This is a genomic window from Neorhizobium populisoli, assembly GCF_019430945.1.
Classification (GTDB): domain Bacteria; phylum Pseudomonadota; class Alphaproteobacteria; order Rhizobiales; family Rhizobiaceae; genus Neorhizobium; species Neorhizobium populisoli.
Genome location: NZ_JAHYCB010000007.1, coordinates 85804 through 108995, shown reverse-complemented (window position 1 = coordinate 108995; position 23192 = coordinate 85804). Strand labels below are relative to the sequence as shown.

At 60.5% G+C, this 23192-nt stretch carries 23 protein-coding genes, 1 tRNA gene and 1 pseudogene; 13 read left to right on the top strand and 12 right to left on the bottom strand.

What is annotated here, in order from left to right; translation table 11 throughout:
* Positions 1 to 13: 13 nt before the first annotated feature.
* Positions 14 to 1063, bottom strand: coding sequence for a cell wall hydrolase (locus tag KX729_RS20650; protein ID WP_219744378.1), 1050 nt, complete (start codon positions 1061 to 1063; stop codon positions 14 to 16).
* On the opposite strand from KX729_RS20650, the gene KX729_RS20645 reads away from it, so the two are divergent.
* Positions 1062 to 1238, top strand: coding sequence for a hypothetical protein (locus KX729_RS20645; RefSeq protein ID WP_219744377.1), 177 nt, complete (start codon positions 1062 to 1064; stop codon positions 1236 to 1238). The two genes, KX729_RS20650 and KX729_RS20645, sit on opposite strands and share 2 nt — an antisense overlap.
* A 38-nt stretch (positions 1239 to 1276) precedes the next feature.
* Here the strand turns inward: KX729_RS20645 and KX729_RS20640 are convergent.
* A tRNA-Arg gene (locus KX729_RS20640) sits at positions 1277 to 1353 on the bottom strand.
* 54 nt (positions 1354 to 1407) lie between these two features.
* Complete coding sequence (locus tag KX729_RS20635; protein ID WP_219744376.1) at positions 1408 to 2571, bottom strand: M20 aminoacylase family protein; 1164 nt, start codon at positions 2569 to 2571, stop codon at positions 1408 to 1410.
* Positions 2572 to 2732: 161 nt separating this feature from the next.
* On the opposite strand from KX729_RS20635, the gene KX729_RS20630 reads away from it, so the two are divergent.
* Both KX729_RS20630 and KX729_RS20625 read left to right on the top strand, forming a co-directional pair.
* Positions 2733 to 3839 carry a D-alanyl-D-alanine carboxypeptidase family protein gene (locus tag KX729_RS20630; RefSeq protein WP_312991666.1) on the top strand — a complete coding sequence of 369 codons (1107 nt, stop codon included), beginning with the start codon at positions 2733 to 2735 and terminating at the stop codon, positions 3837 to 3839.
* Positions 3840 to 3851: 12 nt separating this feature from the next.
* On the top strand, positions 3852 to 5009 hold the full coding sequence (locus KX729_RS20625) for a CobW family GTP-binding protein (RefSeq protein ID WP_219744375.1): 1158 nt from the start codon (positions 3852 to 3854) through the stop codon (positions 5007 to 5009).
* Between the two features lie 487 nt (positions 5010 to 5496).
* Here the strand turns inward: KX729_RS20625 and KX729_RS20620 are convergent, their stop codons facing one another.
* The 5 genes from KX729_RS20620 to KX729_RS20600 all read right to left on the bottom strand — a co-directional run bounded on the left by KX729_RS20620 (position 5497) and on the right by KX729_RS20600 (position 9347).
* On the bottom strand, positions 5497 to 5730 hold the full coding sequence (locus tag KX729_RS20620) for a sulfurtransferase TusA family protein (protein WP_219744374.1): 234 nt from the start codon (positions 5728 to 5730) through the stop codon (positions 5497 to 5499).
* On the bottom strand, positions 5730 to 7022 hold the full coding sequence (locus KX729_RS20615; protein ID WP_219744373.1) for a L,D-transpeptidase family protein: 1293 nt from the start codon (positions 7020 to 7022) through the stop codon (positions 5730 to 5732). The genes KX729_RS20620 and KX729_RS20615 overlap by 1 nt, the downstream gene beginning before the upstream one ends.
* Positions 7023 to 7204: 182 nt before the next feature.
* Positions 7205 to 8158 (bottom strand): acetyl-CoA carboxylase carboxyltransferase subunit alpha, encoded by a 954-nt coding sequence (locus KX729_RS20610; RefSeq protein WP_219744372.1) that lies wholly within the window; start codon positions 8156 to 8158, stop codon positions 7205 to 7207.
* Positions 8159 to 8222: 64 nt separating this feature from the next.
* Positions 8223 to 9179: a site-specific tyrosine recombinase XerD gene (xerD, locus tag KX729_RS20605; RefSeq protein ID WP_219744371.1), complete on the bottom strand. Its 957-nt coding sequence runs from the start codon at positions 9177 to 9179 to the stop codon at positions 8223 to 8225.
* Between the two features lie 12 nt (positions 9180 to 9191).
* On the bottom strand, positions 9192 to 9347 hold the full coding sequence (locus KX729_RS20600) for a hypothetical protein (protein WP_219744370.1): 156 nt from the start codon (positions 9345 to 9347) through the stop codon (positions 9192 to 9194).
* Between the two features lie 156 nt (positions 9348 to 9503).
* Between KX729_RS20600 and KX729_RS20595 the strand changes: the two genes are divergently transcribed.
* From KX729_RS20595 to KX729_RS20580, 4 genes and pseudogenes are all read left to right on the top strand, one after another.
* Entirely contained in the window at positions 9504 to 10112 is a 609-nt protein-coding gene (locus tag KX729_RS20595; protein WP_219744369.1) for a shikimate kinase, read from the top strand.
* Positions 10109 to 11251: a 3-dehydroquinate synthase gene (gene aroB / locus KX729_RS20590; protein WP_219744368.1), complete on the top strand. Its 1143-nt coding sequence runs from the start codon at positions 10109 to 10111 to the stop codon at positions 11249 to 11251. Before KX729_RS20595 ends, aroB begins: the two co-directional genes overlap by 4 nt.
* A gap of 17 nt (positions 11252 to 11268) precedes the next feature.
* A pseudogene (locus KX729_RS20585) lies at positions 11269 to 12135 on the top strand (HlyC/CorC family transporter); the annotation flags it as partial.
* Between the two features lie 194 nt (positions 12136 to 12329).
* Positions 12330 to 13694, top strand: a complete 1365-nt coding sequence (locus KX729_RS20580) for a dicarboxylate/amino acid:cation symporter (protein ID WP_219744366.1) — start codon at positions 12330 to 12332, stop codon at positions 13692 to 13694.
* Between the two features lie 101 nt (positions 13695 to 13795).
* On the opposite strand, the gene olsE is transcribed toward KX729_RS20580, so the two are convergent.
* Entirely contained in the window at positions 13796 to 14710 is a 915-nt protein-coding gene (gene olsE, locus KX729_RS20575; RefSeq protein ID WP_219744365.1) for an ornithine lipid hydroxylase OlsE, read from the bottom strand.
* Between the two features lie 279 nt (positions 14711 to 14989).
* Positions 14990 to 15271, bottom strand: a complete 282-nt coding sequence (locus tag KX729_RS20570; RefSeq protein ID WP_219744364.1) for a BolA family protein — start codon at positions 15269 to 15271, stop codon at positions 14990 to 14992.
* Positions 15272 to 15386: 115 nt separating this feature from the next.
* Here KX729_RS20570 and KX729_RS20565 point away from each other — a divergent pair, with 115 nt between their 5' ends.
* The 4 genes from KX729_RS20565 to KX729_RS20550 all read left to right on the top strand — a co-directional run bounded on the left by KX729_RS20565 (position 15387) and on the right by KX729_RS20550 (position 19995).
* A complete protein-coding gene (locus KX729_RS20565; protein ID WP_219744363.1) occupies positions 15387 to 16025 on the top strand; it encodes a J domain-containing protein in 639 nt (212 codons plus the stop codon).
* A gap of 63 nt (positions 16026 to 16088) precedes the next feature.
* Positions 16089 to 17081: a cobaltochelatase subunit CobS gene (gene cobS / locus KX729_RS20560; protein WP_219744362.1), complete on the top strand. Its 993-nt coding sequence runs from the start codon at positions 16089 to 16091 to the stop codon at positions 17079 to 17081.
* A gap of 15 nt (positions 17082 to 17096) precedes the next feature.
* Positions 17097 to 18995 carry a cobaltochelatase subunit CobT gene (gene cobT / locus KX729_RS20555; protein ID WP_219744361.1) on the top strand — a complete coding sequence of 633 codons (1899 nt, stop codon included), beginning with the start codon at positions 17097 to 17099 and terminating at the stop codon, positions 18993 to 18995.
* A 10-nt stretch (positions 18996 to 19005) separates the two neighbouring features.
* Positions 19006 to 19995 carry an esterase-like activity of phytase family protein gene (locus KX729_RS20550; protein WP_246617729.1) on the top strand — a complete coding sequence of 330 codons (990 nt, stop codon included), beginning with the start codon at positions 19006 to 19008 and terminating at the stop codon, positions 19993 to 19995.
* Positions 19996 to 20163: 168 nt separating this feature from the next.
* On the opposite strand, the gene KX729_RS20545 is transcribed toward KX729_RS20550, so the two are convergent.
* Complete coding sequence (locus KX729_RS20545) at positions 20164 to 20802, bottom strand: queuosine precursor transporter (protein ID WP_219744359.1); 639 nt, start codon at positions 20800 to 20802, stop codon at positions 20164 to 20166.
* 116 nt (positions 20803 to 20918) lie between these two features.
* Positions 20919 to 21221 (bottom strand): 50S ribosomal protein L28, encoded by a 303-nt coding sequence (gene rpmB / locus KX729_RS20540; protein WP_219744358.1) that lies wholly within the window; start codon positions 21219 to 21221, stop codon positions 20919 to 20921.
* Between the two features lie 249 nt (positions 21222 to 21470).
* Here rpmB and KX729_RS20535 point away from each other — a divergent pair, with 249 nt between their 5' ends.
* On the top strand, positions 21471 to 22244 hold the full coding sequence (locus KX729_RS20535; protein WP_219744357.1) for a DUF3108 domain-containing protein: 774 nt from the start codon (positions 21471 to 21473) through the stop codon (positions 22242 to 22244).
* 42 nt (positions 22245 to 22286) lie between these two features.
* Positions 22287 to 23174: an aromatic amino acid exporter YddG gene (gene yddG / locus KX729_RS20530; RefSeq protein WP_219744356.1), complete on the top strand. Its 888-nt coding sequence runs from the start codon at positions 22287 to 22289 to the stop codon at positions 23172 to 23174.
* Positions 23175 to 23192: the final 18 nt, after the last annotated feature.

Genomic DNA, 23192 nt, shown 5'->3' with positions numbered 1-23192 from the left:
CTCGAAGATACGATTATTTCGCCGGGCGAAGCGACCAGACTTCCGGAGCTGCCGCCATGCCGGCCTGCTGAACGCGGGCAACGCCCGAGATTTGCGGACGCTGTGCCGGCAGCGGTACCGCGCCCGGAACCGGGAACGCGTTCGCCTGCGAAGCCACATAGGCCTGCGCCTGGGGCGCTGAGTAAAGGCTCATCGCGAGTGACTGAGGCTGCTGTGCCTGCGGCTGCTGCTGTTGAGCCACCTGCGGCAAGCGGCCCTGTCGGGCTTGCGCCGGCTGGGTTCCGGGCTGCTGAGAAGACATGACAAGCTGCTGAACCGGCATGCCGACCGGCTGCTGCGCCATCGGCGCCGCGCTGGCGACCTGAATCTGCGGTTTCTGCATCGGCACCGGCGCTTCCAGCGGGGTAACCGATGTCTCGGCCTGCGGGACAGTGTAAGCCGTCTGGGTCATCTGCGATGCATTGCCCAGATCGTTTGCGGCGATCAGACTATTTTGATCCGCCATGTGCGGCGCGTAGGCCAAAATGTATTCGTTGGGCGATTTCGGCGGTGGGGTCTGAAGCTCGCCGTCATCGTCACGCTTTTCATAGAACTTGTTGCCGCCGGCAACCGTCACGTAGTGCATGTTGTCGTAAGGGAAGCGCAGGCCATCGGTGTGGAAGAACATGGCTTCCTTCACCTGCTGGTTCCGCTCTCCGCGCAGGATCGCATCAGCCGCTTCGTTGAGTTCGGGCGCAGCCGTATCGTTGACCGGCCGGCTCAGGACGCCTGGCGCAAACTGTCTCTTCTGACCGACGACACCACAGATCGTGTCCGCATAGGCGCCCGAGGTGAGGCGATTCATGACGACGCTGCCGACGGCCATGAGGCCATCGCGGCTGGAGCGCTTGGATTCGAAATACATGGCCCGCTTCAGGCATTCGCGGTCTGCCGCGGTATAGGTGTAAACCTGCTTCCGGGGGGCAAGCGGCGCCGTGTTCTTCACGGTACCCTTGTCAACCGAGGCAATATCCTGCGTCGAAGTGCAGCCCGCCAAGAGGATCAGCCCGAGGAGGCCCGCCATGCCTCTTACCCAGGTGCTGTCGATCACCGCCATGAACGTCCCCGCAATTGAATTTCACAAATCATTTCGGCCTGAAAGATTTGCCAAAGATGGCGTCTTTGATCAAGCGAAATCTATAAAAGGCGAAAATGTTAAGAAAATCATAGCGATGGGGGAGGAAATCGACTGCTTGTGACAGTTCGGAAGCAAAAAGAATCCGAAAAAGCAGCGAAATGGTGATCCCAGATGGATTCGAACCATCGGCCTCAGGATTAGGAATCCTGCGCTCTATCCTGCTGAGCTATGGGACCACGTGAACTTTCAATACAAAAGGCTTGGCATTAAGCCAAGCCTTTTCATCGTGCCTATTCCGACAGTCGGCTTTCTACGAGTTTTACCCAGTAGGAAATCCCGAAGGAGATGGCTTCGTCGTCGAAATCGTAATGCGGGTTGTGAAGGGCGGCCGTTTCGCCGTTGCCGATGAAGATGAAGGCGCCGGGGCGGCTTTTCAGCATGAAGGCGAAGTCCTCGCCGGCCATGCTCGGGTCGACATTCGGATCGACATTCGAGGTGCCGACGATGTCCGAAGCAGCGCTGATTGCGTGATCCGTTTCCCGGTCGTGATTGCTGGTGACCGGGCATTGGCGAAGATAGTCTATGGTTGCCGTGGCGCCATGCGCGCCAACCAGTCCTTCGACGATCTGGCGGATGCGGTTTTCGGCGAGGTCTCGGGTCGTTTCGTCATGGGTGCGGACGGTGCCCCAGAGCGTCGCTTCATCGGGAATGATGTTGTGCGTCGTGCCGGCGTCGAAACGGGTGACGGAGACAACGACCGAGCGAAGAGGATCGGCATTGCGGCCGGCGATCGCCTGCAGGCTGCCGACAAGCTGCGAGCCGATGAAGATCGGGTCGATCGTCTTGTGCGGCTGGGCCGCATGGCCGCCGCGGCCCTTGATGGTAATAGTAAAGCGGTCGGGGGCCGCCATGATGCCGCCCTTGCGGATGGCGAACTGGCCGACCGGGATGCCCGGCATATTGTGCATGCCGTAGACTTCCTGGATGCCGAAGCGCTCCATCATGCCGTCTTCGATCATGGCGAGCGCGCCGGCACCGCCTTCTTCGGCCGGCTGGAAGATCAGCGCCACGGAGCCGTTGAAGTTGCGGGTCTCGGCAAGATATTTGGCGGCGCCGAGCAGCATGGACGTATGACCGTCATGGCCGCAGGCATGCATCTTGCCGGGGATTTTCGAGGCCCAGGGCTTGCCGGTGATCTCGGTCAGCGGCAGCGCATCCATATCGGCGCGCAGGCCGATCGTGCGGCTGCCTTCTCCCTTTCCGCGGATAATGGCGACGACGCCGGTGCGGCCGATGCCGGGCACGACTTCGTCGACGCCGAATTCCTTCAGCTTCTGTTCCACGAAGGAGGCGGTGTTCTCGACCTCGTAGAGAATTTCAGGATTTTCATGAAGATATCGTCGCCACTCGCTGACTTCGCCCTGAAGTTCGGCGGCCCGGTTCAAAATCGGCATAATGTTCCCTGTTTTTGTTACTCACGCGGTTATGAATCGTCCTAAGCGTGCGATAGTGCCCGGCGCGATTGACGTAATCAATCTTCTTTGCCATTGCTTGGCCATATAGGCCGCATATGCGCCAAACTCGTTAAGCTTCCGCACGAGGAATCACGTTGCCGATTTCCGCTATTCGATCCGCATCCGCCACCCGGGTGCTTTGCGCTTTCACCGCAGTTGGTTTTCTCGTCTCCGCGGGTGGGGCCGTTGCCAACCCCAAGGTCGTCGTCGATGCCAAGACGGGCCGGGTCATCGCCCATCAGGATGCCTTCCTGAAATGGTACCCGGCATCGCTCACCAAGCTGATGACCGCCTATGTGACCTTCAGCGCCATGAAGACTGGCAAGCTTTCGCTGCAGTCTCAGGTGGTGATGAGCAAGAAGGCGACCGACCAGCCGGCCAGCAAGATGTATTTCATGCCCGGCACGACGATGACGCTCGATAACGCGCTGAAGATGATGCTCGTCAAATCGGCGAATGACATGGCGTTTGCGGTGGCGGAAACCGTCGGCGGTTCGGCAGAGCAGTTCGTCGAGATGATGAATGCGCAGGCCAGGTCGCTCGGCATGATGTCGACCCAGTTCATCAATCCGCACGGGCTGCCGGGCAAGGGCCAGTTCACCACGGCGCGCGATCTGGCGATCCTGACGCTGCGGCTGAAGCAGGATTTCCCGGAATACCAGAGCTATTTCTCACTTGAGGGCATCGATACCGGCGTCAAGCAATATCCGAACTTCAACACGCTGATCGGCCGTTTCGATGGTGCGGATGGCATGAAGACCGGTTTCATCTGCGCTTCTGGTTTCAATCAGATCGGTTCGGCGACGCGTGATGGCCGTACCGTCATCTCGGTCGTGCTCGGCTCGGATAGTCTCGCCGGCCGTGCAGATGACACTGCAAACCTCTTGCAGCAGGGATTGACCACCAGCGGCTCGCAAGGCGTGGCGCTGACGGCGCTTGCACCTTACGGTGATACGGTCACCGTCAACGATGTCAGCGCCGATATCTGCAATCCGAAGGCCGCCAAGGTGCGCAGTGAAACGCGCGACGACGCTGGCCGGACGATCCAGCATTCGCCCTATATCCACGAGATGGCGGGGCCGCCGGCCTATACGTTGGCCGCGGTAATCTCCGGCGGTGAGGCGCCACCGCCACCGCCGAAGGGCTCCAAGAAGCAGGCGACGGCGGCCAATGTGCCGATCCCGCAGCCGCGGCCATCCTCGTTCTGATTGGAATAAGCGATGTCATCTCCGAGCGGCCGGATTCCGGTCTCCATTCTCACCGGCTTTCTCGGTGCGGGAAAATCGACGCTGCTGAACCGCATCCTGAAGGATCCGGGCACTAGCGATACCGCCGTCATCATCAACGAGTTCGGCGAAGTCGGCATCGACAATTTCCTGGTTGAGGCCTCCGGCGATGCGCTGGTGGAGCTTTCGAACGGCTGCCTTTGCTGTACGGTACGAGGCGAGCTGGTCGATACACTCGCCTACATGATGGACGGCATCCAGATCGGCCGGCTGAAGCCGGTCAAGCGGGTGGTGATCGAAACGACAGGGCTTGCCGATCCGGCGCCGGTCATGCAGTCGGTCATGGGCAATCCGGTGATTGCCGAGAATTTCGAGCTCGACGGCATCATCACGGTGGTCGATGCGGTCAACGGGCTTTCGACGCTCGACCGGCATCAGGAAGCCGTCAAGCAGGCGGCGGTCGCCGATCAGCTGGTGATCTCCAAACTTTCCATGGCGAACGCCGAGACGGTTGCGGCGCTCAAGGCTCGTCTGCACGCGCTCAATCCGCGGGCAAGAGTGGTCGATGGCGATGCGGAGGAGGCGGGTACCGCTTCGATCCTGCAGAACGGGCTTTACGATCCGGCGACAAAGATCGCCGATGTCGACCGCTGGCTGCGCGACGAGCTGGCGAGCGACGAACATCACCATGACCATGCGCATGATCACCACGACCACCATGGCCACGATCACCACCATCATGACCACGGGCATCACCACGACGTGAATCGTCATGGCGACGATATCCGTTCCTTCTCGATCATCCACGACCGACCAATCGATCCTATGGCGATCGACATGTTCGTCGATCTCCTGCGCTCGGCGCATGGCGAGAAGCTTTTGCGGATGAAGGCGATCGTGGCGCTCTCCGACAATCCGGAGCGGCCGCTGGTGCTGCATGGCGTGCAGAGCATCTTCCACCCGCCGCAGCGCCTGCCGAAATGGCCGGACGGTTCCGATCGACGGACCCGGATGGTGCTGATCACGCAAGGGCTTCCGGAAGAGTTCGTGGCGGATCTGTTTGCGGCGTTTACCGGGCAGCCACGGGTCGATCGGCCGGATCGGGCCGCACTGGAGGATAATCCGTTGGCGGTGCCGGGGTTGAGGATGTAGTGCCCCGCTCTTTGGCTCTGCGCGGATTTTCAGCGTTGTCGGCCGTCAATTCGATCTTTGAACGCGTCCGTTGCCTGAAGCATTCTGGCAACGGCAGCTGCTGCCGGCTGGGCCGAAATAGACCGTGCAAGTCTTTCCGCGGTCTCCGCCGTTACGGTCAGACGGTACGACGCAGATATAACGCTGGGCCAGCGATCCCCGCTCGTCCCGCCGGTCGCGAACAAGTGTGAGCGGGGGCTCGGATGAGGTTGCTGAAAGCATATCCGCTGCGGCCGGGGAGCCGCATATCAAGAGCATGAGCAGGCTGGTCAGCATGGGTTTCATGATCGCTATCCTCCTAGGAGGATAGATAGTCGTCTCTCGGCGGGAGGGAAGGTCGGCCAGGAGCCGGCTTGAATAGGTGGCTTCCGGCCCTTCGCTAGAGCTCAGGGCGTTCGACGCTCGAAACGATCCACCGGATCGTTTCGTCGGCTGCGCCGACCGCGTCTCACCCCTTGCGGATTACAAACCGATGGCCCGTCCCGGTCTTTTCCGAAGACATTAGCTCATGGCCGTCCTGATTGCAGAAATGCGGGATGTCGATGCCGGCGAGGGGGTCGGTGGTTTCGACCGTCAGTTCCGCGCCGCTCGACATGGCTTTCAGCTTGCGGCGCGTCTTGAGCACGGGAAGGGGGCATTTCAGGCCGCGAAGGTCGTAGACCTCGGCTGTCGCCGAGGTCATTACCAGAATTTCCAGAACGGCTTCTTGGCTTCTTCCGTCTGCTGCGGCACGGCGGCATAGGCAAGCGGGTTCTGGGCCGGGACCGGAACGGCGACCGGCTTGCCCTGGGCGCTCATGACGGTCGGTGCAGCCGCCGCGATTGCCGGCGTTGTCGCGGTCGGCAGGCGGTCCTGACGCATGCGTTCGGCGGCAGAGGTTGCACGCGAGTTCGGGCCTGCGGAAGCGAGCATGACGCTGCTGGCCGGGGCGTTCTTCGCCTGGGCCGCAGCCATGCGCTTTTCCATCATGTCCTTGAAATCGGACTCGCTCATCAGCTTTCCGGCTTCGAGCGACGTGCCGGTCGGAGCGTAAGCGATATCGCGGCCCTTGCGCTTTTCGGAAACAACCGCCTTGCGCTCGGCTTCGGTCGGCTCGTACCAGACCTTGCCGTCATATTTGTCGAGCGCCTTGGTATAGGCGACGTCGTAGGTCTTCTCGTAGGAGCTCAGCGCCGAAACCAGCGCCGGCGCCGTCGACATGGGCGGGCAGGCGGAAGCCGGGGCAAAGGTGCCGTTGCCGGTGAGCTGCTGGTTGAAGACGTATTTCTTCTCGCAGACATTCACTTCCGGCGGGCGCTTGGTGATCTCGAAATTGTCGTAGCCTTCCTTGATCATCTTCCAGAAGGCGAAGTTCTGGTTGTCGCGGTGACGCGCCATGTTTTCCGCATCCATGCGGAACGGGAAGGCCTGCAGCTGCACGGAAGTCTGGCCGCCGCGGAAGGCGTCGCGGGCGAATGCATAGATTTCGAGGACCTGTTCGTCGGTCATCGAATAGCAGCCAGACGACGAGCAGGCGCCGTGGATCATCAGGTTCGAGCCGTTGCGGCCGTTGGCGGCGTCGTAGCGGTTCGGGAAGCCGGTATTGATCGCGAGGTAATATTTGGAATTGGGGTTGAGGTGGGCCGGCGTCAGGCTGTAGAAGCCTTCCGGCGCCTGGCGGTCGCCTTCCTTCACCTTAGGGCCGAGCTTGCCGGACCAGGCGCAGATGTCATAGCTCTTGATGACTTCGAAACGGTTATCCGCTCTCGCCTTCCAGATCTCCAGCTTGCCCTCTTCCTTGAGGATGCGGATCATGATCGGCGACTGGCGCGGCATGTTCTTGGCCTGCATGTCGGCCAGGATCTTGGCGGGAAGCGGCTGCTCCACCTTGTTCTTGACGGACTTCAGGTCGATGCTGGTCGTATCCAGCGTGTCATTGCAGCCCGTGAGGGCTGTTGCAACGAGAAGAGCGAAAGCGATGTGTTTCAAGCGCATCGATACGAACCATATGAACTTCAGACGGCAGACGGGTATGCTACAGCACAACGATAAATAAAGCGGTAAGCTTTACATCTTCTTAACCGCTGAAAACCGGTTGTCCAGTAAAACTGCCCCGGCTTCACTGACAATATCAATATGGCCAAATTTGGCTGTGGTTTCAGCCAAACATTGATCGATCAGAGATTGCGGCCGATATCGAGGAACTTCTGGCGGCGTGCGTTGCGGACTTCTTCGCCCGAAAGCTTGCCGAGTTCTGCGAGAGCCGAAGCGATCACCTTGCCGGCCGCGTCGATGACGGTTTCTGGCTCGCGATGAGCGCCGCCGAGCGGTTCCGGGATGATGTCGTCGATGATGCCAAGGCCCTTGAGGTCTTCCGCGGTGATCTTCATGTTGGTCGCCGCTTCCCGGGCGCGGGTGGAATCGCGCCACAGGATCGAGGCGGCGCCTTCCGGCGAAATGACTGAATAGATCGCGTGTTCGAGCATGTAGACCCGGTTGCCGGTGGCGATCGCGATCGCGCCGCCCGATCCGCCTTCGCCGATGACCATCGAGATCATCGGCACTTTGATGCCAAGGCACATTTCCGTCGAACGGGCGATGGCTTCCGCCTGGCCACGCTCTTCGGCACCGACGCCCGGATAGGCACCGGCCGTATCGATCAGAGCGATCACCGGCAGATGGAAACGGTCGGCCATTTCCATGACGCGGATCGCCTTGCGATAACCTTCAGGCCGCGGGCTGCCGAAATTGTGCTTCAGGCGGGTCTTGGTGTCGTGGCCTTTTTCCTGGCCGATCAGGGCAACCGGCATGCCGTTGAAGCGGGCAAGGCCAGCCTGGATCGCCGCGTCCTCGCCGAAATTGCGATCGCCGGCCAGCGGCGTGAACTCGGTGAAGAGACGCGCGGCGTAATCCACGAAATGCGGACGCTGCGGATGGCGCGCGACCTGCGTCTTTTCCCAGGCGCCAAGCTTGGCGTAGATTTCCTTGGTGGCTTCCTTGACGCGCACTTCCAGACGGCTGATCTCGTCGGACGTGTCGATGCTCTCATCTTCGGCCGCGAGCTTCTTCAGCTCGTGGATCTTGCCCTCGAGGTCCGAGATGGGCTTTTCGAAATCGAGATAGGTTTGCATGAGATCCGGTTTCCGGTTGTTTTATGTCGGGGACGTCAGGTTCCCGTTTTTCCGCTTGCGGGTTCTAATCCCGGTTTTTGGCCTCTTTTGCAAGAGGGTGATGCGTTTCGACCAGTTCGCGCAGCCGTTCTTCCAGTACATGGGTATAGATCTGCGTGGTGGAAATGTCCGAATGTCCAAGCAGTTCCTGTACCACGCGCAGGTCTGCGCCGTTTGCCAAAAGATGGCTCGCAAACGCGTGGCGCATCACATGCGGCGAGATTGCGGCGGCTCTTAGGCCGGCACGCGCAGCCAGCCCCTTAAGATCGCGGGCGAAGACCTGGCGCGGCAGAAAACCCTCCTTGCCGGCGGAGGGAAACAGCCAGGCACTCTCGATCGCCTTGCCGTCCTTGTCGACAAGTGCAGCCTGCCTCGCTTCGCCATAGACCTTCATCGCAGCGATCGCCGAGCGGGAAAGGGGCACGAGGCGTTCCTTGTTGCCCTTGCCGCGAATGATCAGGAAGCGGCCTTCCTGATCCAGAACCTTGACCGGCAGCGAGACGAGTTCGCTGACGCGCATGCCGGTGGCATAAAGAAGCTCGAGCAGCGCCAACATTCTGAGGCGAGGGAGATGTTCTGGGCCGGGGTGCGCAGCCTCTTGCGCGGCGAGTTCCAAAAGCCGGGTGACCTCGTCCTCGCTCATGGTCTTCGGTAACGCGCGGCCCTTCTTCGGTGCGTCGAGAATTGCGGTCGGGTCGTCGCCGCGCAGGTTTTCCGCATACAGGAATTTGTAGAACTGCCGCATGGCGGAAAGCCGCCTTGCCTGCGAGGAGGCGGCAAAGCCCTGGGCGCCGAGATGGGCGAGATAGGCCGAAAGATCGGCGCTGTCTGCGCCCATCGGCGACTTCTTCTGGGCTGTGAGGAAGGAGTGCAGGTCTTCGAGGTCGCGCTGGTAGGATTCGAGCGTATTGCCGGCCGCGCCACGTTCGGCGCTCATCATTTCCAGAAAGCTTTCGATACGGGCGCGGGAAAGATCGGCCATGTTATTCCGCCATCATTGGGTCGGCGTCGGGTTCAGCCGTTCGGAAGGAATGCGCACCGTGACGTCACGTTCGCTGGGCTCGACCAGAAACACCAGCGCCAGCATGCTTCCATAGATCACCCCTCCGATGACCGCCAGCACGAAAAGAAAACGGAAAAGAGTGGGCATGAGCGAACCTGGACCTGCGCGGGACTGCGAGCCACTATATTCGTAAAGGTTTATAGATCGACAAGAACAAGTAATTGTATGGGTTCTTTAGGGGTTGCGACGGCTTGACGCTGCCACAGCATTTGTCGATACCGTTTTCTGAAACGGACCCGGACTATGACAGATACCACCATTGCCCCGACCATCAACGAAAAGGCGCGCGCCGCGCTTGGCCGCCGCAATCTGGTTTTCGTAGGCCTGATGGGGGCCGGCAAGTCGGCGATCGGCCGGCTGGTGGCGCAGAGTCTGTCCATTCCCTTCATCGATACGGATGCCGAGATCGAAAAAGTCTCGCGTATGACGATCCCCGAACTGTTCTCGACTTATGGCGAGACAGAGTTCCGGGCGCTCGAGACCAGGGTGATCGAACGGCTGCTGCGCGGCGGCCCCAGGGTGGTCTCCACAGGCGGCGGTGCCTTCATCAACGAGAATACCCGCCAGCAGATCAAACTCAGCAGCGTTTCCGTCTGGCTGAAGGCCGATCTCGATGTTCTCTGGGACCGGGTCAACAAGCGTGACAATCGCCCGCTTCTGAAAACAGAGAACCCGAAGCAGACGCTGGAAAATCTGATGGTCCAGCGTTATCCGATCTATGCCGAGGCCGACCTGACCGTATTGTCGGGTAACGTCCGCAAGGATGTGATGGTGAATGAGGTGCTTTCCATCGTTGCAGGCTTGAACGAGCCTTCCGGGACGGCTCTTTCGAATGAAGGTGAGTTACAATGAACATTTCATCCGCTGCTCAGGAGCGCTCTTCCGAGCGCCTCGTCCACGTTCCGCTTGGCGAGCGCGCCTACGATATCCTGATCGGTCCCGGCCTGATCGGACGCGCCGGCGGCGAGATCACCGCACGGCTGAAGGGCCGAAAGGCGGCGATCGTCACCGACGAGCATGTGGCGCCGCTTTATCTCGAAGCGCTGATGGATAGCCTGCAGACCGACGGTATCGAAGCCGTATCGCTGACGCTGCCGGCCGGTGAGAAGACCAAGAGCCTCGATCACCTGGCAGCCGTCTGCGACATGGTTCTGGCAGCCCGCATCGAGCGCAACGACGCGGTGATCGCGCTTGGCGGCGGTGTGATCGGCGACCTTGCCGGTTTTGCGGCCGGCATCGTGCGCCGCGGCGTGCGTTTCGTGCAGATCCCGACCTCGCTTCTGGCGCAGGTGGATTCTTCCGTCGGCGGCAAGACCGGCGTCAATTCCCGCCACGGCAAGAACCTGCTGGGCGTCTTCCATCAGCCGGATCTGGTTCTGGCCGACAGCGCGGCGCTCGACACGCTTTCGGAGCGGGAATTCCGGGCCGGTTATGCGGAAGTCGCGAAATACGGCCTGATCGACCAGCCGGACTTTTTCGCCTGGCTGGAGAAGAACTGGAAAAAGGTTTTCGAAGGCGGTCCGGAGAGGATCGAGGCGATTGCCGTCAGCTGCCAGGCGAAGGCCGACGTGGTCGTCGAGGACGAGCGCGAGGTAGGTCGACGGGCACTGCTCAATCTCGGCCATACATTCGGTCACGCGCTGGAAGCGGCGACCGAGTATGACAGCAAGCGGCTGGTGCATGGCGAAGGTGTGGCAATCGGCATGGTGCTGGCGCATCAGTTCTCCGCCCGCCTCAACCTTGCAAGTCCGGACGATGCGCAGCGTGTCGAGGCGCATCTCAAGGAAGTCGGCCTGCCGACCAAGATGAGCGATATTCCCGGCGAACTGCCACCGACGGAAAAGCTGCTGGATGCGATCGCCCAAGACAAGAAGGTCCAGAGCGGCAAGCTCACCTTCATCCTGACCCACGGTGTCGGCCAGTCCTTCATCGCCAACGACGTACCGTCGTCGGAAGTCCTGAGCTTCCTGGAGGAAAAGCGCCCGAAATGACCTCGAACGGAAGCCTGCTGTCTCGCACCGTCAACGCGGTCGTCCGCGGGCTTCTTCGCGTCTCCGGCACATCCCTGTCTCACGAGACGCTTGTGCTTTCCAACCATGACGATCTGCATGAGGCGCTCGATGCCGCACATCGCGAGGGCAATTTCGACAAGGAAGACCGCGACCGTCTGAGTGGCCTTTTCGAGCTGGAAGAACTGGAAGTCTCCGATGTCATGAAGCACCGCACCGTGATGCGGGCGGTCAACGCCGACGATCCGCCGGAAGTGGCGGTGCGCGCCGTGCTGGAAAGCCCGTTTACGCGCATGCCGCTGTGGCGCAACTCGACGGAAAACATCATCGGCGTCGTGCATGCCAAGGATCTTCTGAGGGCGCTGGCCGAGCCGAATGTCGAGCCGGAAAACCTCGATATCGTCAAGCTTTCGCAAAAGCCGTGGTTCGTGCCGGACAGCACCACCCTAAAGGACCAGCTCAACGCCTTCCTGCGCCGCAAGCAGCATTTCGCCGTCGTCGTCGACGAATATGGCGAGGTGCAGGGCATCGTGACGCTGGAGGATATTCTCGAGGAGATCGTCGGCGACATTTCCGACGAGCACGATATCGAGATCCAGGGCGTTCGCCAGGAGGCGGATGGTTCGATCGTCGTCGATGGCTCCGTACCGATCCGCGACCTGAACCGCGCGCTCGACTGGAGCCTGCCGGACAGCGAGGCGACGACGATTGCCGGGCTCGTGATCAACGAGTCGAAGCTCATTCCGGAAGAGCGGCAGGCGTTCACGTTCTACGGCAAGCGCTTCATCGTGATGAAGCGGGAAAAGAACCGGATTACCCGGCTGAGGATCAGGCCGGCGGAAGAGGCGGTTTTGCCGGGGGAATAAGTGGCGGCGCGCGCCAGATGTAAACTATCCTGCGAAGAAGCTGCGATAAAAGAATAAAATCATCCCAAAGCTGCCAAGCTTGAAAATGCATACCTTAAATCCCGGTATGGTTTTGCCTATTTTATATGCATCAGGCGAGGATTTGGGCATCAAGCGCTCGACCTCGCTTTCCTGCATTTGAAAGACGCAAAGCCATGCCGCAGGCAATCACTCCCCCAGCTTCTTCCGCTCCCAAGCCATTCTATCGCAATTTCGGTTTCCAGGTTCTGGCGGCCATGGTCATCGGCCTGGCTCTCGGCCTCATCGCTCGCAATATCGGCCCCGATGCAGCTGGCAATGCGAACTGGCTTTCCGTCACGCTCCAGACGCTCGGCACCATCTTCGTCCAGCTTCTGCGGGCGCTTGTTCCGCCACTGATCTTCACCGCCATCGTCGCCTCGATCGCCAATCTGCAGAACCTGAGCAATGCCGCCAAGCTGGTCTGGCAGACGCTGCTTTGGTTCGCCATCACCGCCCTGATCGCGGTAGTCATCGGTATCGCTCTTGGTCTCATCATCCAGCCGGGTCTGAACACGACCGTCAGCCAGGCAGCGGCCCATGCACCGTCTTCCACCGGTTCCTGGCTCGACTTCCTGAAAGGCCTCGTGCCGGTCAACGTGCTGGGCCTTGAAGCCTCGACACGTGTCAGCAATGGTTCGGCGACGACCTCGTTGAATTTCAACGTCTTGCAGCTTCTCGTCGTGTCGATCGCCTTTGGCGTTGCGGCGCTCAAGGCCGGCAAGGCTGCCGAGCCGTTTCTGGCGTTCAACCAGTCGCTGCTTGCGATCGTCCGCAAGATCCTCTGGTGGGTTATCCGCCTTACCCCGATCGGTACGATCGGCCTGCTCGGTCGTGCCGTCGACCAATATGGCTGGACGACGCTTGCGCAGCTCGGCTGGTATGCCGCTGCGGTCTATATCGGCCTGGCGCTGGTGCTCTTCGTTGTCTACCCGGCGATGCTCATCGCACATGGCCTGAAGCCTGCCCGCTTCTTCGAGGGTGCCTGGCCGGCAATCCAGCTTGCCTTCGTGTCGCGCTCCTCGATCGGAACCCTGCCCGTCACGGAAACCGTCACCGAGAAGAGCCTCGGCGTGCCGCGCGAATATGCAGCTTTTGCAGTGCCTTTGGGTGCGACGACGAAAATGGACGGTTGCGCCGCGATCTATCCGGCCATTTCGGCCATATTCATCGCGCAGTTTTTCCAGGTGCCGCTCGGCATCCAGGAATATCTGCTGATCGTCTTCGTTTCGGTGCTCGGCTCTGCCGCCACGGCTGGCCTGACCGGTGCCACCGTCATGCTGACGCTGACGCTCTCGACGCTCGGCCTGCCCCTTGAAGGCGTTGGCCTGCTGCTGGCCATCGATCCGATCCTGGATATGGGCAGAACGGCCGTAAACGTTGCGGGTCAGGCCTTGATCCCCACCATCGTCGCCAAGCGCGAAGGTATTCTGGATCAATCCGTCTATGACAATGCCAAGAATATCGAGACCCTGGACCAGCGAGAACTGGCCCACGCCTGATCAGGCAGTCATCGCAATCGAGTGATCCCTAAAGAAGCGCCTCCGTGAACTGCCGCGGGGGCGCTTTTTTGTTCTAAGGCATTCACGCCGGCAGGTCGTTTCTAATTGCGCTTCGGTTTCAGCCCCAAAATCTGCCTCACTCCTTCCTTCGTAAACGGCTGGGCGAGCTGCTGCAGGAAGCCCTGCGCGATCTGTCCCTTAATGCCGATATCCGTCGAGGAAGGGCGGTCGGGGTTGAAATAAGTGCCAAACAGCAGATCGAAGACGACGATGTTTTCGCCGTAATTCGTGTTGCCTTCGCGGATTTCCTTCGAGTGGTGCCAGCGATGCAGGCGAGGGGTGCTGAAGACATAGTCGAAGACCCCGGTCCTCATATCGACATTGCAATGGGTAAGGATGCCGATGAAGGCGGTGACGGCGCCGAGCCACCAGAAGACTTCCAGCGGGGCGCCGAGAAGATAGAGTGGGATTTGGCTGAGCGTGATCTTGAACAGCGAGTCCATCACGTGGAAACGGCCGGTATTGACCACCCAGAGGCGGGTGACGCTGTGGTGCAGCGCGTGAAAGCGCCAGAAGAACAGTTTTTCATGGGCGATTCGATGCGACCAGTAGAGGCCGAATTCGGCGATCGTCACGCCAAGCGCCGCTTGAACGATCATTGGCAATTCTGAGGGCCAAAGGCTGAATTGCAATGCGACGAGCGGCTGCAGGATGCTCGCAGCCAACATCGGGAAAATCGCAGCCAGGAGTGCTGCCACTTCGAGAAGGCCTTTGGTGAGGAGCGTGTGGGCGATGTCGTTTGCCGTCTCGCCATCCGGTTCAAGCCAGTTGCCTTCGTACGGAATATAACGTTCGAGCAGGAAAAGAACTGCGACTGCACCCGCATAGACGGCTGAAAATGCGATGAGAGGATGTTCGCCGGAAAAGGTGAAATAGGCGCCGGTAAGGCCGCCGAAGAATACCAGCGGCCATGCGGAGTAGGAAACGATCTGTTTAAAAGCTTCAGACTTCGGCATGAATGGTATGATCCTCCAGTCATTCTCAAGCTATCGGGCAATCTTTTCGAGGTTGCCCATCGACATTCTAGTGCGATGCGCATGGCCACAGGCGCCTGTGCGTTGCCGTCTCTAAAATCCCGGTGTGTTCAACCCCGCGTGAATAATCAATAAAGCGGAACCGTGAGCAACCGAATTCGGTCGCTTTAACGGGAAAAGATCACGCTTTTACGTAGGCGCCTGCTGCAATTCGGAGCGCAGGTCTTGGTCCGGCATTCCGTCATGCCTATCTAAGATCGGTCACCAGCGTGTCGGTTCACCCGGTGCCGCAGCCTCTACCGCAAGCGCATGCAGGCCGGCGTCGAGTTCCGGCTTCAGCAGGGCATTCACCGCTCGATGCCGGTCGAGCCGGCTCATTCCGGAAAATTTATCCGAAACGATACGCACCCGCATATGGGTTTCGCCGGTGCCGGTTATATCGGGCTGATGACCGGCGTGCTGATGGCTTTCGTCGATGACGATCAGCCGCTCGGGCGCAAGATTTTCGGTGAGCGTGGCTTCGATCCGGGTTTTGACGGACATTTTTCTCTTCCTGGGCCGCGTCGGAGGCGACGCAGAAGGGGAACCCAGAAACCAGTAACAAAGCCATTTGTCAATTCTTGCCGCGGTCCGTCCTGCATCCCATAATAGGGTCCTCATGAAACTCGACTCCAAATATTTCGATCGCATCCGGACGCGCCGGAAACGGGCGGAGGACGCACCTCCCCAGGCGCCGACCTGTCAGTGGGACGGGTGCGACAAGCCCGGCGCCCATCGCGCCCCCGTGGGCCGCAATGCCGAAGGCCAGTTTTTCATGTTCTGCTTCGATCACGTGCGCGAGTACAACAAGGGATACAACTATTTTTCCGGCCTGTCGGATGGCGAGATTGCCCGCTACCAGAAAGAGGCGATTACCGGCCACCGTCCAACCTGGACCGTCGGCGTCAACAAGGCTGCCAAGGACGCGCCGCTGCATTCCACGGCGCGGTCGGGCGCTGCAGGCCCCGGCGGTCCGCAGCAGCGGTTCAAGGATCCGTTCGGTTTCGTCAGTCAGGCACGTGCCAACGGTACGTCTCGCTTCGAGACCCAGGGGCGCAAGCTGAAGACGCTGGAAGCCAAGGCCTTCGATACGATGGAGCTCGGCGCCAATGCGACGTCTGCCGAGATCAAGAGCCGATACAAGGAATTGGTGAAAAAGCATCACCCTGATGCCAATGGTGGTGACCGCGGTTCGGAAGAACGTTTTCGCGCCGTCATTCAAGCATACCAGTTGTTGAAGCAGGCGGGTTTCTGCTAGAGCGGTATACATTAGTGCCAGTGAGGACGACGGCCGGGCGGCGGCTCGCGCCTTGGAGAGATGATGAGCAAGATTGATCTAGACATTTCCAATCTTCCCGATACCACTGTTTCGGTCCGGGAAGTTTTCGGCATCGATTCCGATATCAAGGTTCCAGCCTACAGCCACGGCGATCCCTACGTTCCCGATCTCGACCCGGATTACCTGTTCGACCGCGACACGACGCTCGCCATTCTCGCAGGCTTTGCCCATAACCGCCGCGTGATGGTGTCGGGCTTCCACGGTACCGGCAAGTCCACCCATATCGAGCAGGTCGCCGCCCGCCTTAACTGGCCTTGCGTGCGCATCAACCTCGACAGCCATGTCAGCCGTATCGACCTCGTCGGCAAGGACGCGATCGTCCTGAAGGACGGCAAGCAGGTCACCGAATTCAAGGACGGCATTCTTCCCTGGGCCTACCAGCACAATGTCGCGCTCGTCTTCGACGAATACGATGCCGGTCGCCCGGACGTGATGTTCGTCATCCAGCGCGTGCTGGAATCTTCCGGCCGCCTGACGCTGCTCGACCAGAGCCGTGTCATCCGTCCTCACCCTGCCTTCCGCATCTTCGCAACCGCGAACACGGTCGGCCTCGGCGATACGACCGGCCTCTATCACGGTACGCAGCAGATCAACCAGGCGCAGATGGACCGTTGGTCGATCGTGACCACGCTGAACTATCTGCCGCACGAGAAGGAAGTCGATATCGTCGCCGCCAAGGTGAAGTCCTTCGGCAGCACGAAGGAAGGCCGCGAAACCGTCTCCAAGATGGTGCGCGTTGCCGATCTTACCCGTTCGGCCTTCATCAATGGCGATCTTTCGACCGTCATGAGCCCGCGTACCGTCATCACCTGGGCGGAAAATGCCGAGATCTTCGGTGACGTTGCTTTCGCCTTCCGCATCACCTTCCTCAACAAGTGCGACGAGTTGGAACGTACGCTGGTAGCCGAACAGTACCAGCGCGCCTTCGGTGTCGAGCTGAAGGAAAGCGCCGCCAACATCGTTCTCGGAGCATAAGCAAAGGGGACGGTCATGGCAGGTCGCGGAGACAATTCGAAAGCCAAACCAGGCGGCCCGGTCGATACCGAGCCGTTGCGCCGGGCGATTACCGGCTGTGTCCGGTCGATTGCCGGCGATGCGGAAGTCGAGGTCACGTTCGCCAACGAGCGGCCGGGCCTTGCCGGCGAGCGCATCCGCCTGCCGGAAATCTCCAAGCGCCCGACGGCGCAGGAGCTTGCGGTGACCCGCGGGCTTGGCGATTCGATGGCGCTGCGTCTGGCCTGCCACGACACGTCTACCCATGCCAGCATGTCGCCGCAGGGCGCTGACGCACGTGTCGTGTTCGATGCCGTCGAGCAGGCGCGTGTGGAATCGATAGGCGCGCTGCGCATGGCCGGCATGGCCGCAAACCTCAACGCGATGCAGACGGAAAAATACGCCAAGGCGAATTTTACCGGCATCGAACGGCAGGAAGATGCGCCGATCGCGGAAGCGGTCGCCATGCTGGTGCGCGAAAAGCTGACCGGCCAGAAGCCGCCGGCCAGTGCCGGCAAGGTGCTCGATCTCTGGCGCCCCTTCATCGAGGAGAAGGCGACAGGCGATCTCGACAATCTGCGCACCGTGATCGAAGACCAGCAAGCCTTCGCCAAGCTCGTGCGCCACATGCTCTCCTCCATGCAGATGGCGGAAGAGTTTGCCGACGAGGAAGCCGAACCGGAGGAGATGGAAAATCCCTCCGAGGAGGACCAGCCGCGCTCCAACGAGACGGACAATGAGGACGTCGAGGAAGAGGCCGGCGCCGATGCGCAGCCCGCCGAGCAGAGCGACCAGTCCGATGACGAGATGGAAGACGGCGAGATGGACGGCGCCGAAATGTCCGACGACGACATGTCGGACGACAGCGACGAACATTCCGAGACACCCGGCGAGACCCGCCGCCCGAACAGCCCGTTCGACGATTTCAACGACAAGGTCGACTACAAGATCTTCAGTCTAGAATTCGACGAAGAGATCACCGCCGAGGAGCTTTGCGACGAAGCGGAACTCGATCGGCTGCGCGCTTTCCTCGACAAGCAGCTTGCGCATCTGCAGGGTGCTGTCGGCCGCTTGGCAAACCGTCTGCAGCGCCGCCTGATGGCGCAGCAGAACCGCTCCTGGGATTTCGACCTGGAAGAGGGCTACCTCGATCCGGCCCGCCTCGTGCGTCTGATCATCGACCCGATGCAGCCACTCTCCTTCAAGAAGGAGCGCGACACGCAGTTCCGCGATACGGTCGTCACTCTGGTCATCGACAATTCCGGCTCGATGCGCGGCCGGCCGATCACGGTTGCGGCCACCTGCGCCGACATTCTGGCCCGCACGCTGGAGCGTTGCGGCGTCAAGGTCGAGATCCTCGGCTTTACCACCAAGGCTTGGAAGGGCGGTCAGGCGCGTGAAAAGTGGCTGGCGAGCGGCAAGCCGCCGACGCCCGGCCGTCTCAACGACCTGCGCCACATCGTCTACAAGTCGGCCGATGCGCCGTGGCGCCGTTCGCGCCGCAATCTCGGCCTGATGATGCGCGAAGGCCTGCTGAAGGAAAACATCGACGGCGAAGCGCTGATGTGGGCGCATAACCGTCTGATCGCGCGGCGCGAGCAGCGCAAGATCATGATGATGATCTCGGACGGTGCGCCGGTGGACGACTCGACGCTGTCGGTCAATCCGGGCAACTATCTGGAACGGCATCTGCGCGCCGTCATCGAGCAGATCGAGACACGCTCGCCGGTGGAGCTTCTGGCGATCGGTATCGGCCACGACGTGACGCGCTACTACCGCAAGGCCGTGACGATCGTCGATGCGGACGAACTGGCTGGTGCGATGACCGAGCAGCTTGCCGAGCTTTTTGCCGAAACCAATGGCCGCGCCGCTGGCGGCATGCGCCGGGCCAGCTGAGGCCCGACGCTTGAAGCTTTTTCGTTTTGCCCTCTGGGCCGGCTTTCTGATTTCCCTTGCGTCGCCGGTTGCCACGGCGACGCCGGACATCCCGGTTCAGGCGAAAGTGATTTCGCAATTCGCGCCCGGCGGAAAGACGCAGTTCGGGCCGCTGGAATTCCTGGGCGGCATCGAATTTTCTTCCTCCGATGATCGAATGCAGTCGCTGTCGAGCATCCGCTTCAGACCGGATGTCGAGCACTTCATTTCGGTTCTCGATACCGGCAACTGGCTGACCGGCCGTATCCAGCGTGACGCCAAGGGCAGGCTTTCAGGACTGACGGATGTTATTGTTAACCCGATGCTGATCCGCGGCGGGCGTGTGGGCACCAAATACACGACGGATGCCGAAGGGCTGGCATTGCGTGATGGCCAGGTGCTGGTCAGTTTCGAGCAGCTGCATCGTGTCGATGCCTATCCCGATCCGGGTTTTGAGACTTCGGCGCCGTTGCGCACGCTGGACCTGCCGATCCCGCGCAACGAGTTCCGCATGAATGCCGGCATGGAAACGGTGGCCGTTTCGCCGAAATCCGGACCGCTCAAGGGTTCGCCGATCGTCGTGACGGAGCATAGTCTCGACGACAACGGTGATCTGTTTGCCGCGATCCTGGAAGGGCCGCTGAAGGGTGTCTTTAAGGTTAAGCGCCACGACCCCTTTGACGCGACCGATGGTGCTTTCCTGCCAAACGGGGATTTCCTGCTCCTGGAGCGGCGTTTCAGCGTGCTTGGCGGGCTCGGCATGCGGCTGAGGCGCATCAAGGGCGAGGATATCCGTCCGGGCGCACTGGTGGATGGCGAGATGCTACTGGAAGCGGATATGAGCTATGCCATCGACAACATGGAAGGCATCGATGTGATCGCCGGTACGGACGGCAAGCCGCATGTGATCCTGATTTCCGACGACAACGGCAATCATTTCCTGCAGCGGAATGTAATGCTGGAATTTCGGCTGAACAATTAATTCGCGAGCTGTTTACGCGGAGCCCCCCATCCGGCCCTTTGGGCCACCTTCTCCCCGAGGGGGGAGAAGGGAAGGTGCTGCTAATTTCCCTCTCCCCAGCGGGGAGAGGGTGGCCGAGCGAAGCGGAGGCCGGGTGAGGGGGCTCCGCGTTCGAGCATCAACCCGGAATCAGGCCGCCTTCGCCGCCTGCGGCATCGGCTTCAGCACGTTCATCAGCGCGCCGTAGGGCAATAGCAGCACGACGCCGACCAGGACCTTGACGCAGAGATCGCCAAGCGCCCAGGAGATCCAGCGGGGTGCTTCCGTGGAGAATGCGCCGAGAAGCGGTGCCCAGCCGATGGCGAAATCGTCGTTCGGACCGATGAAGGCGAAGACGGGCGCAAAGGCGATCGAAAAGAACAGGACCGTATCCAGCACCGAGCCGAGCAGCGAGCCGGCGAGCGGCGCCTGCCACCAGGTCTGGCGGCGGAGCCTGTTGAAGACGGAGATGTCGAGCAGCTGGCCGATTAGGAAGGCGGTGCCGGAGGCGACCGCAATGCGCGGGATCGAGGCCCAGAAGGACAGGGTGACGCCAACGACGAAACCAACGAAAACCACGCGGCGGGCGACGGTCGGCCCGAACTGGCGGTTGGTGAGGTCGGTGATCAGGAAGGCGATCGGATAAGTAAAGGCGCCCCAGGTCAACAGATCGCCAAGGGCGACGCCCCAGAGCGAACCCGATAGCGGGAACTGCACGAGGATGTTGGAAGCGACGACGATCGCCGTCATCAGCAGGGCATAGATAAGGGTATAGCGAATGCTCAGCATTTTTTTATCCTGGGTGATGCCACCAGTTGGAGCCACAATGTAAAGCAAGAGAAAAGGCTTGTACGGTATTACCCGTTCAAGCCTTTCTCAAAGCCGATATCTAAGTCGAGAGCCGATCAGGCAGCAGCGACAGCCGCTTCTGCGGTCTTCTTGGCGATCTGGCGGCGCAGCAGACGAGCGCGCATCGACAGTTCGGTTTCGTTGGACTTCAGCAGGAAGGCATCGAGGCCACGGCGATGTTCAACCGAACGCAGGGCGTGAGCCGAAACGCGCAGGCGGTAACGCTGGCCGAGAACGTCCGAAATAAGCGTGACCTGGCAGAGGTTCGGCAGGAACCGGCGACGGGTCTTGTTGTTGGCATGGCTAACGTTGTTACCGGTCATAACGCCCTTGCCGGTCAGTTCGCACACACGAGACATGATTACACCTTTGTTCTTCTGCAATCGGATAGCTCTTCCAGGCAATGCCCGGTGCGCCGATCCAACTGGTCCTGATTGGAAAGTTGCGGTTCTATAGTCAGTGAGGTCAGCCGCGTCAAGCCAAAACCGCTAGTCCTGCCGAAGAGAATCCATCGGCCAAGGGCTTATACCGCTATTTTCTTGCCATTATGCGCAGTCTATATGTCATGGGAAAGACGTTCTGGCGTCTTCATCGTTCAGGACGGAATCATGATCCTTACAGGCCGTATCGTCAGCGCGTTCATGCTCATCTTCGGGATTGCGGCCTCACCCGTCGGGTCTGCCGAAGTCCGTCATGTCAGCGAATACGACATATCGCTCGGCATATTGCCGATCGCCACCGCTTCCTTTTCCACGGAATTCGACGATCGCGACTACAAGATCAACGGCACGTTCAAATCGGCCGGCATCGTCAACATTATCAGTCGCATTTCGGCCGAGACAAGCGTCAGCGGCCGGATGCAGGCCGACAAGCTGCAGGCCGACCGCTACAATCTCGTCTACACATCCGGCAAGCGTACCCGTGTCTACGATATCGAATATCGCAATGGCGATGTGACCGAGACGACGGTGAAGCCGGAACCGAAGCGCAATCCGGAAACCTGGATCCCGGTCACCGACAAGGATCTGCGCGCCGTGCTCGATCCGCTGAGCGGGCTGATCTTCCCCGGCAATGCGAAGGTCTGCCCGAGCCGCCTGCCGATCTATGACGGCGAAAGCCGCATGGACCTGGTGTTGACGCCGAAGGGGACGAAGGAATTCAAGACGGATGGGTTCGCGGGTGAGGCGATCGTCTGCTCGATCCGCTACGTGCCGAAATCCGGTTTCCGCAAGGGGCGGAGCGATATCGAATACCTGCGCAAGACACCTATGGAAATCTGGTTTGCCAAGGCCCAATCGGTCAATGTATACGCTCCTGTCTATGCCGTCATTCCGACGAGGATGGGGCAGGTTTATGTGACGGCCGTCAAATACGGCCGCTGATGGAGCGCCTGCCAAAAGGGGGCGGCGCTTGGGGGAGCAGGGGTGAAAATCCGCGGGACTTTGATCGGCTTTACGGCGATCCTGATGTGGTCGCTGCTTGCACTGATGACCGCCGCATCCGGCAAGGTGCCGCCGTTCCAGATGAACGCGATGACCTTCGCTATCGGCAGCCTGCCGGGTCTCATCCTTTTTGCCGTCAAGCCGGAGCGCATCGCGTTTCTGAAGCAGCCTGCCAAGGTGTGGATCATCGGTATCGGCGGCCTGTTCGGTTATCACTTCCTGTATTTTACGGCGCTCCGAAACGCGCCGGCCGTCGAGGCGGGGCTGATCGCCTATCTCTGGCCGCTGTTCATCGTCGTCGGTTCAGCTTTACTGCCGGGCGAAAAGCTGCGCTGGTATCATGTGGCCGGCGCGCTGATCGGGCTTTGCGGCACGATCACCATCGTTTCCCGCAACGGAATTTCCTTCGAGGGCGGTTATGCGCTGGGTTATGGCGCAGCATTTCTCTGCGCTTTCACCTGGTGTGGTTATTCGCTGATGACGCGCAGCTTCGACAAGGTTTCGACGGATGTGGTGACGGGATTTTGCCTGGGAACGTCGCTTCTGTCGCTCGCCTGCCATCTGGCTCTGGAAACGACGGTCTGGCCGGCTGACGGGGGCGAGTGGGCGGCGGTGATCGGGCTCGGGCTGTTGCCGCTCGGGGCCGGCTTTTACGCCTGGGACTATGGCGTCAAGAATGGCGACATCCAGATCATCGGCGCGGCGAGCTATGCGGCACCGCTTCTTTCGACGCTGATCCTGGTGGCATCCGGCGTCGCCGAGCCCGATTGGCGCATTTTGCTTGCGTGCCTGCTGATCACCGGCGGGGCAGTGCTGGCGGCGCGGGATATGTTAAGGCCAAAGCCGGTTGGTGAGGCTGCTGCTGAATAGGCGTCCCTGATCGTCAGG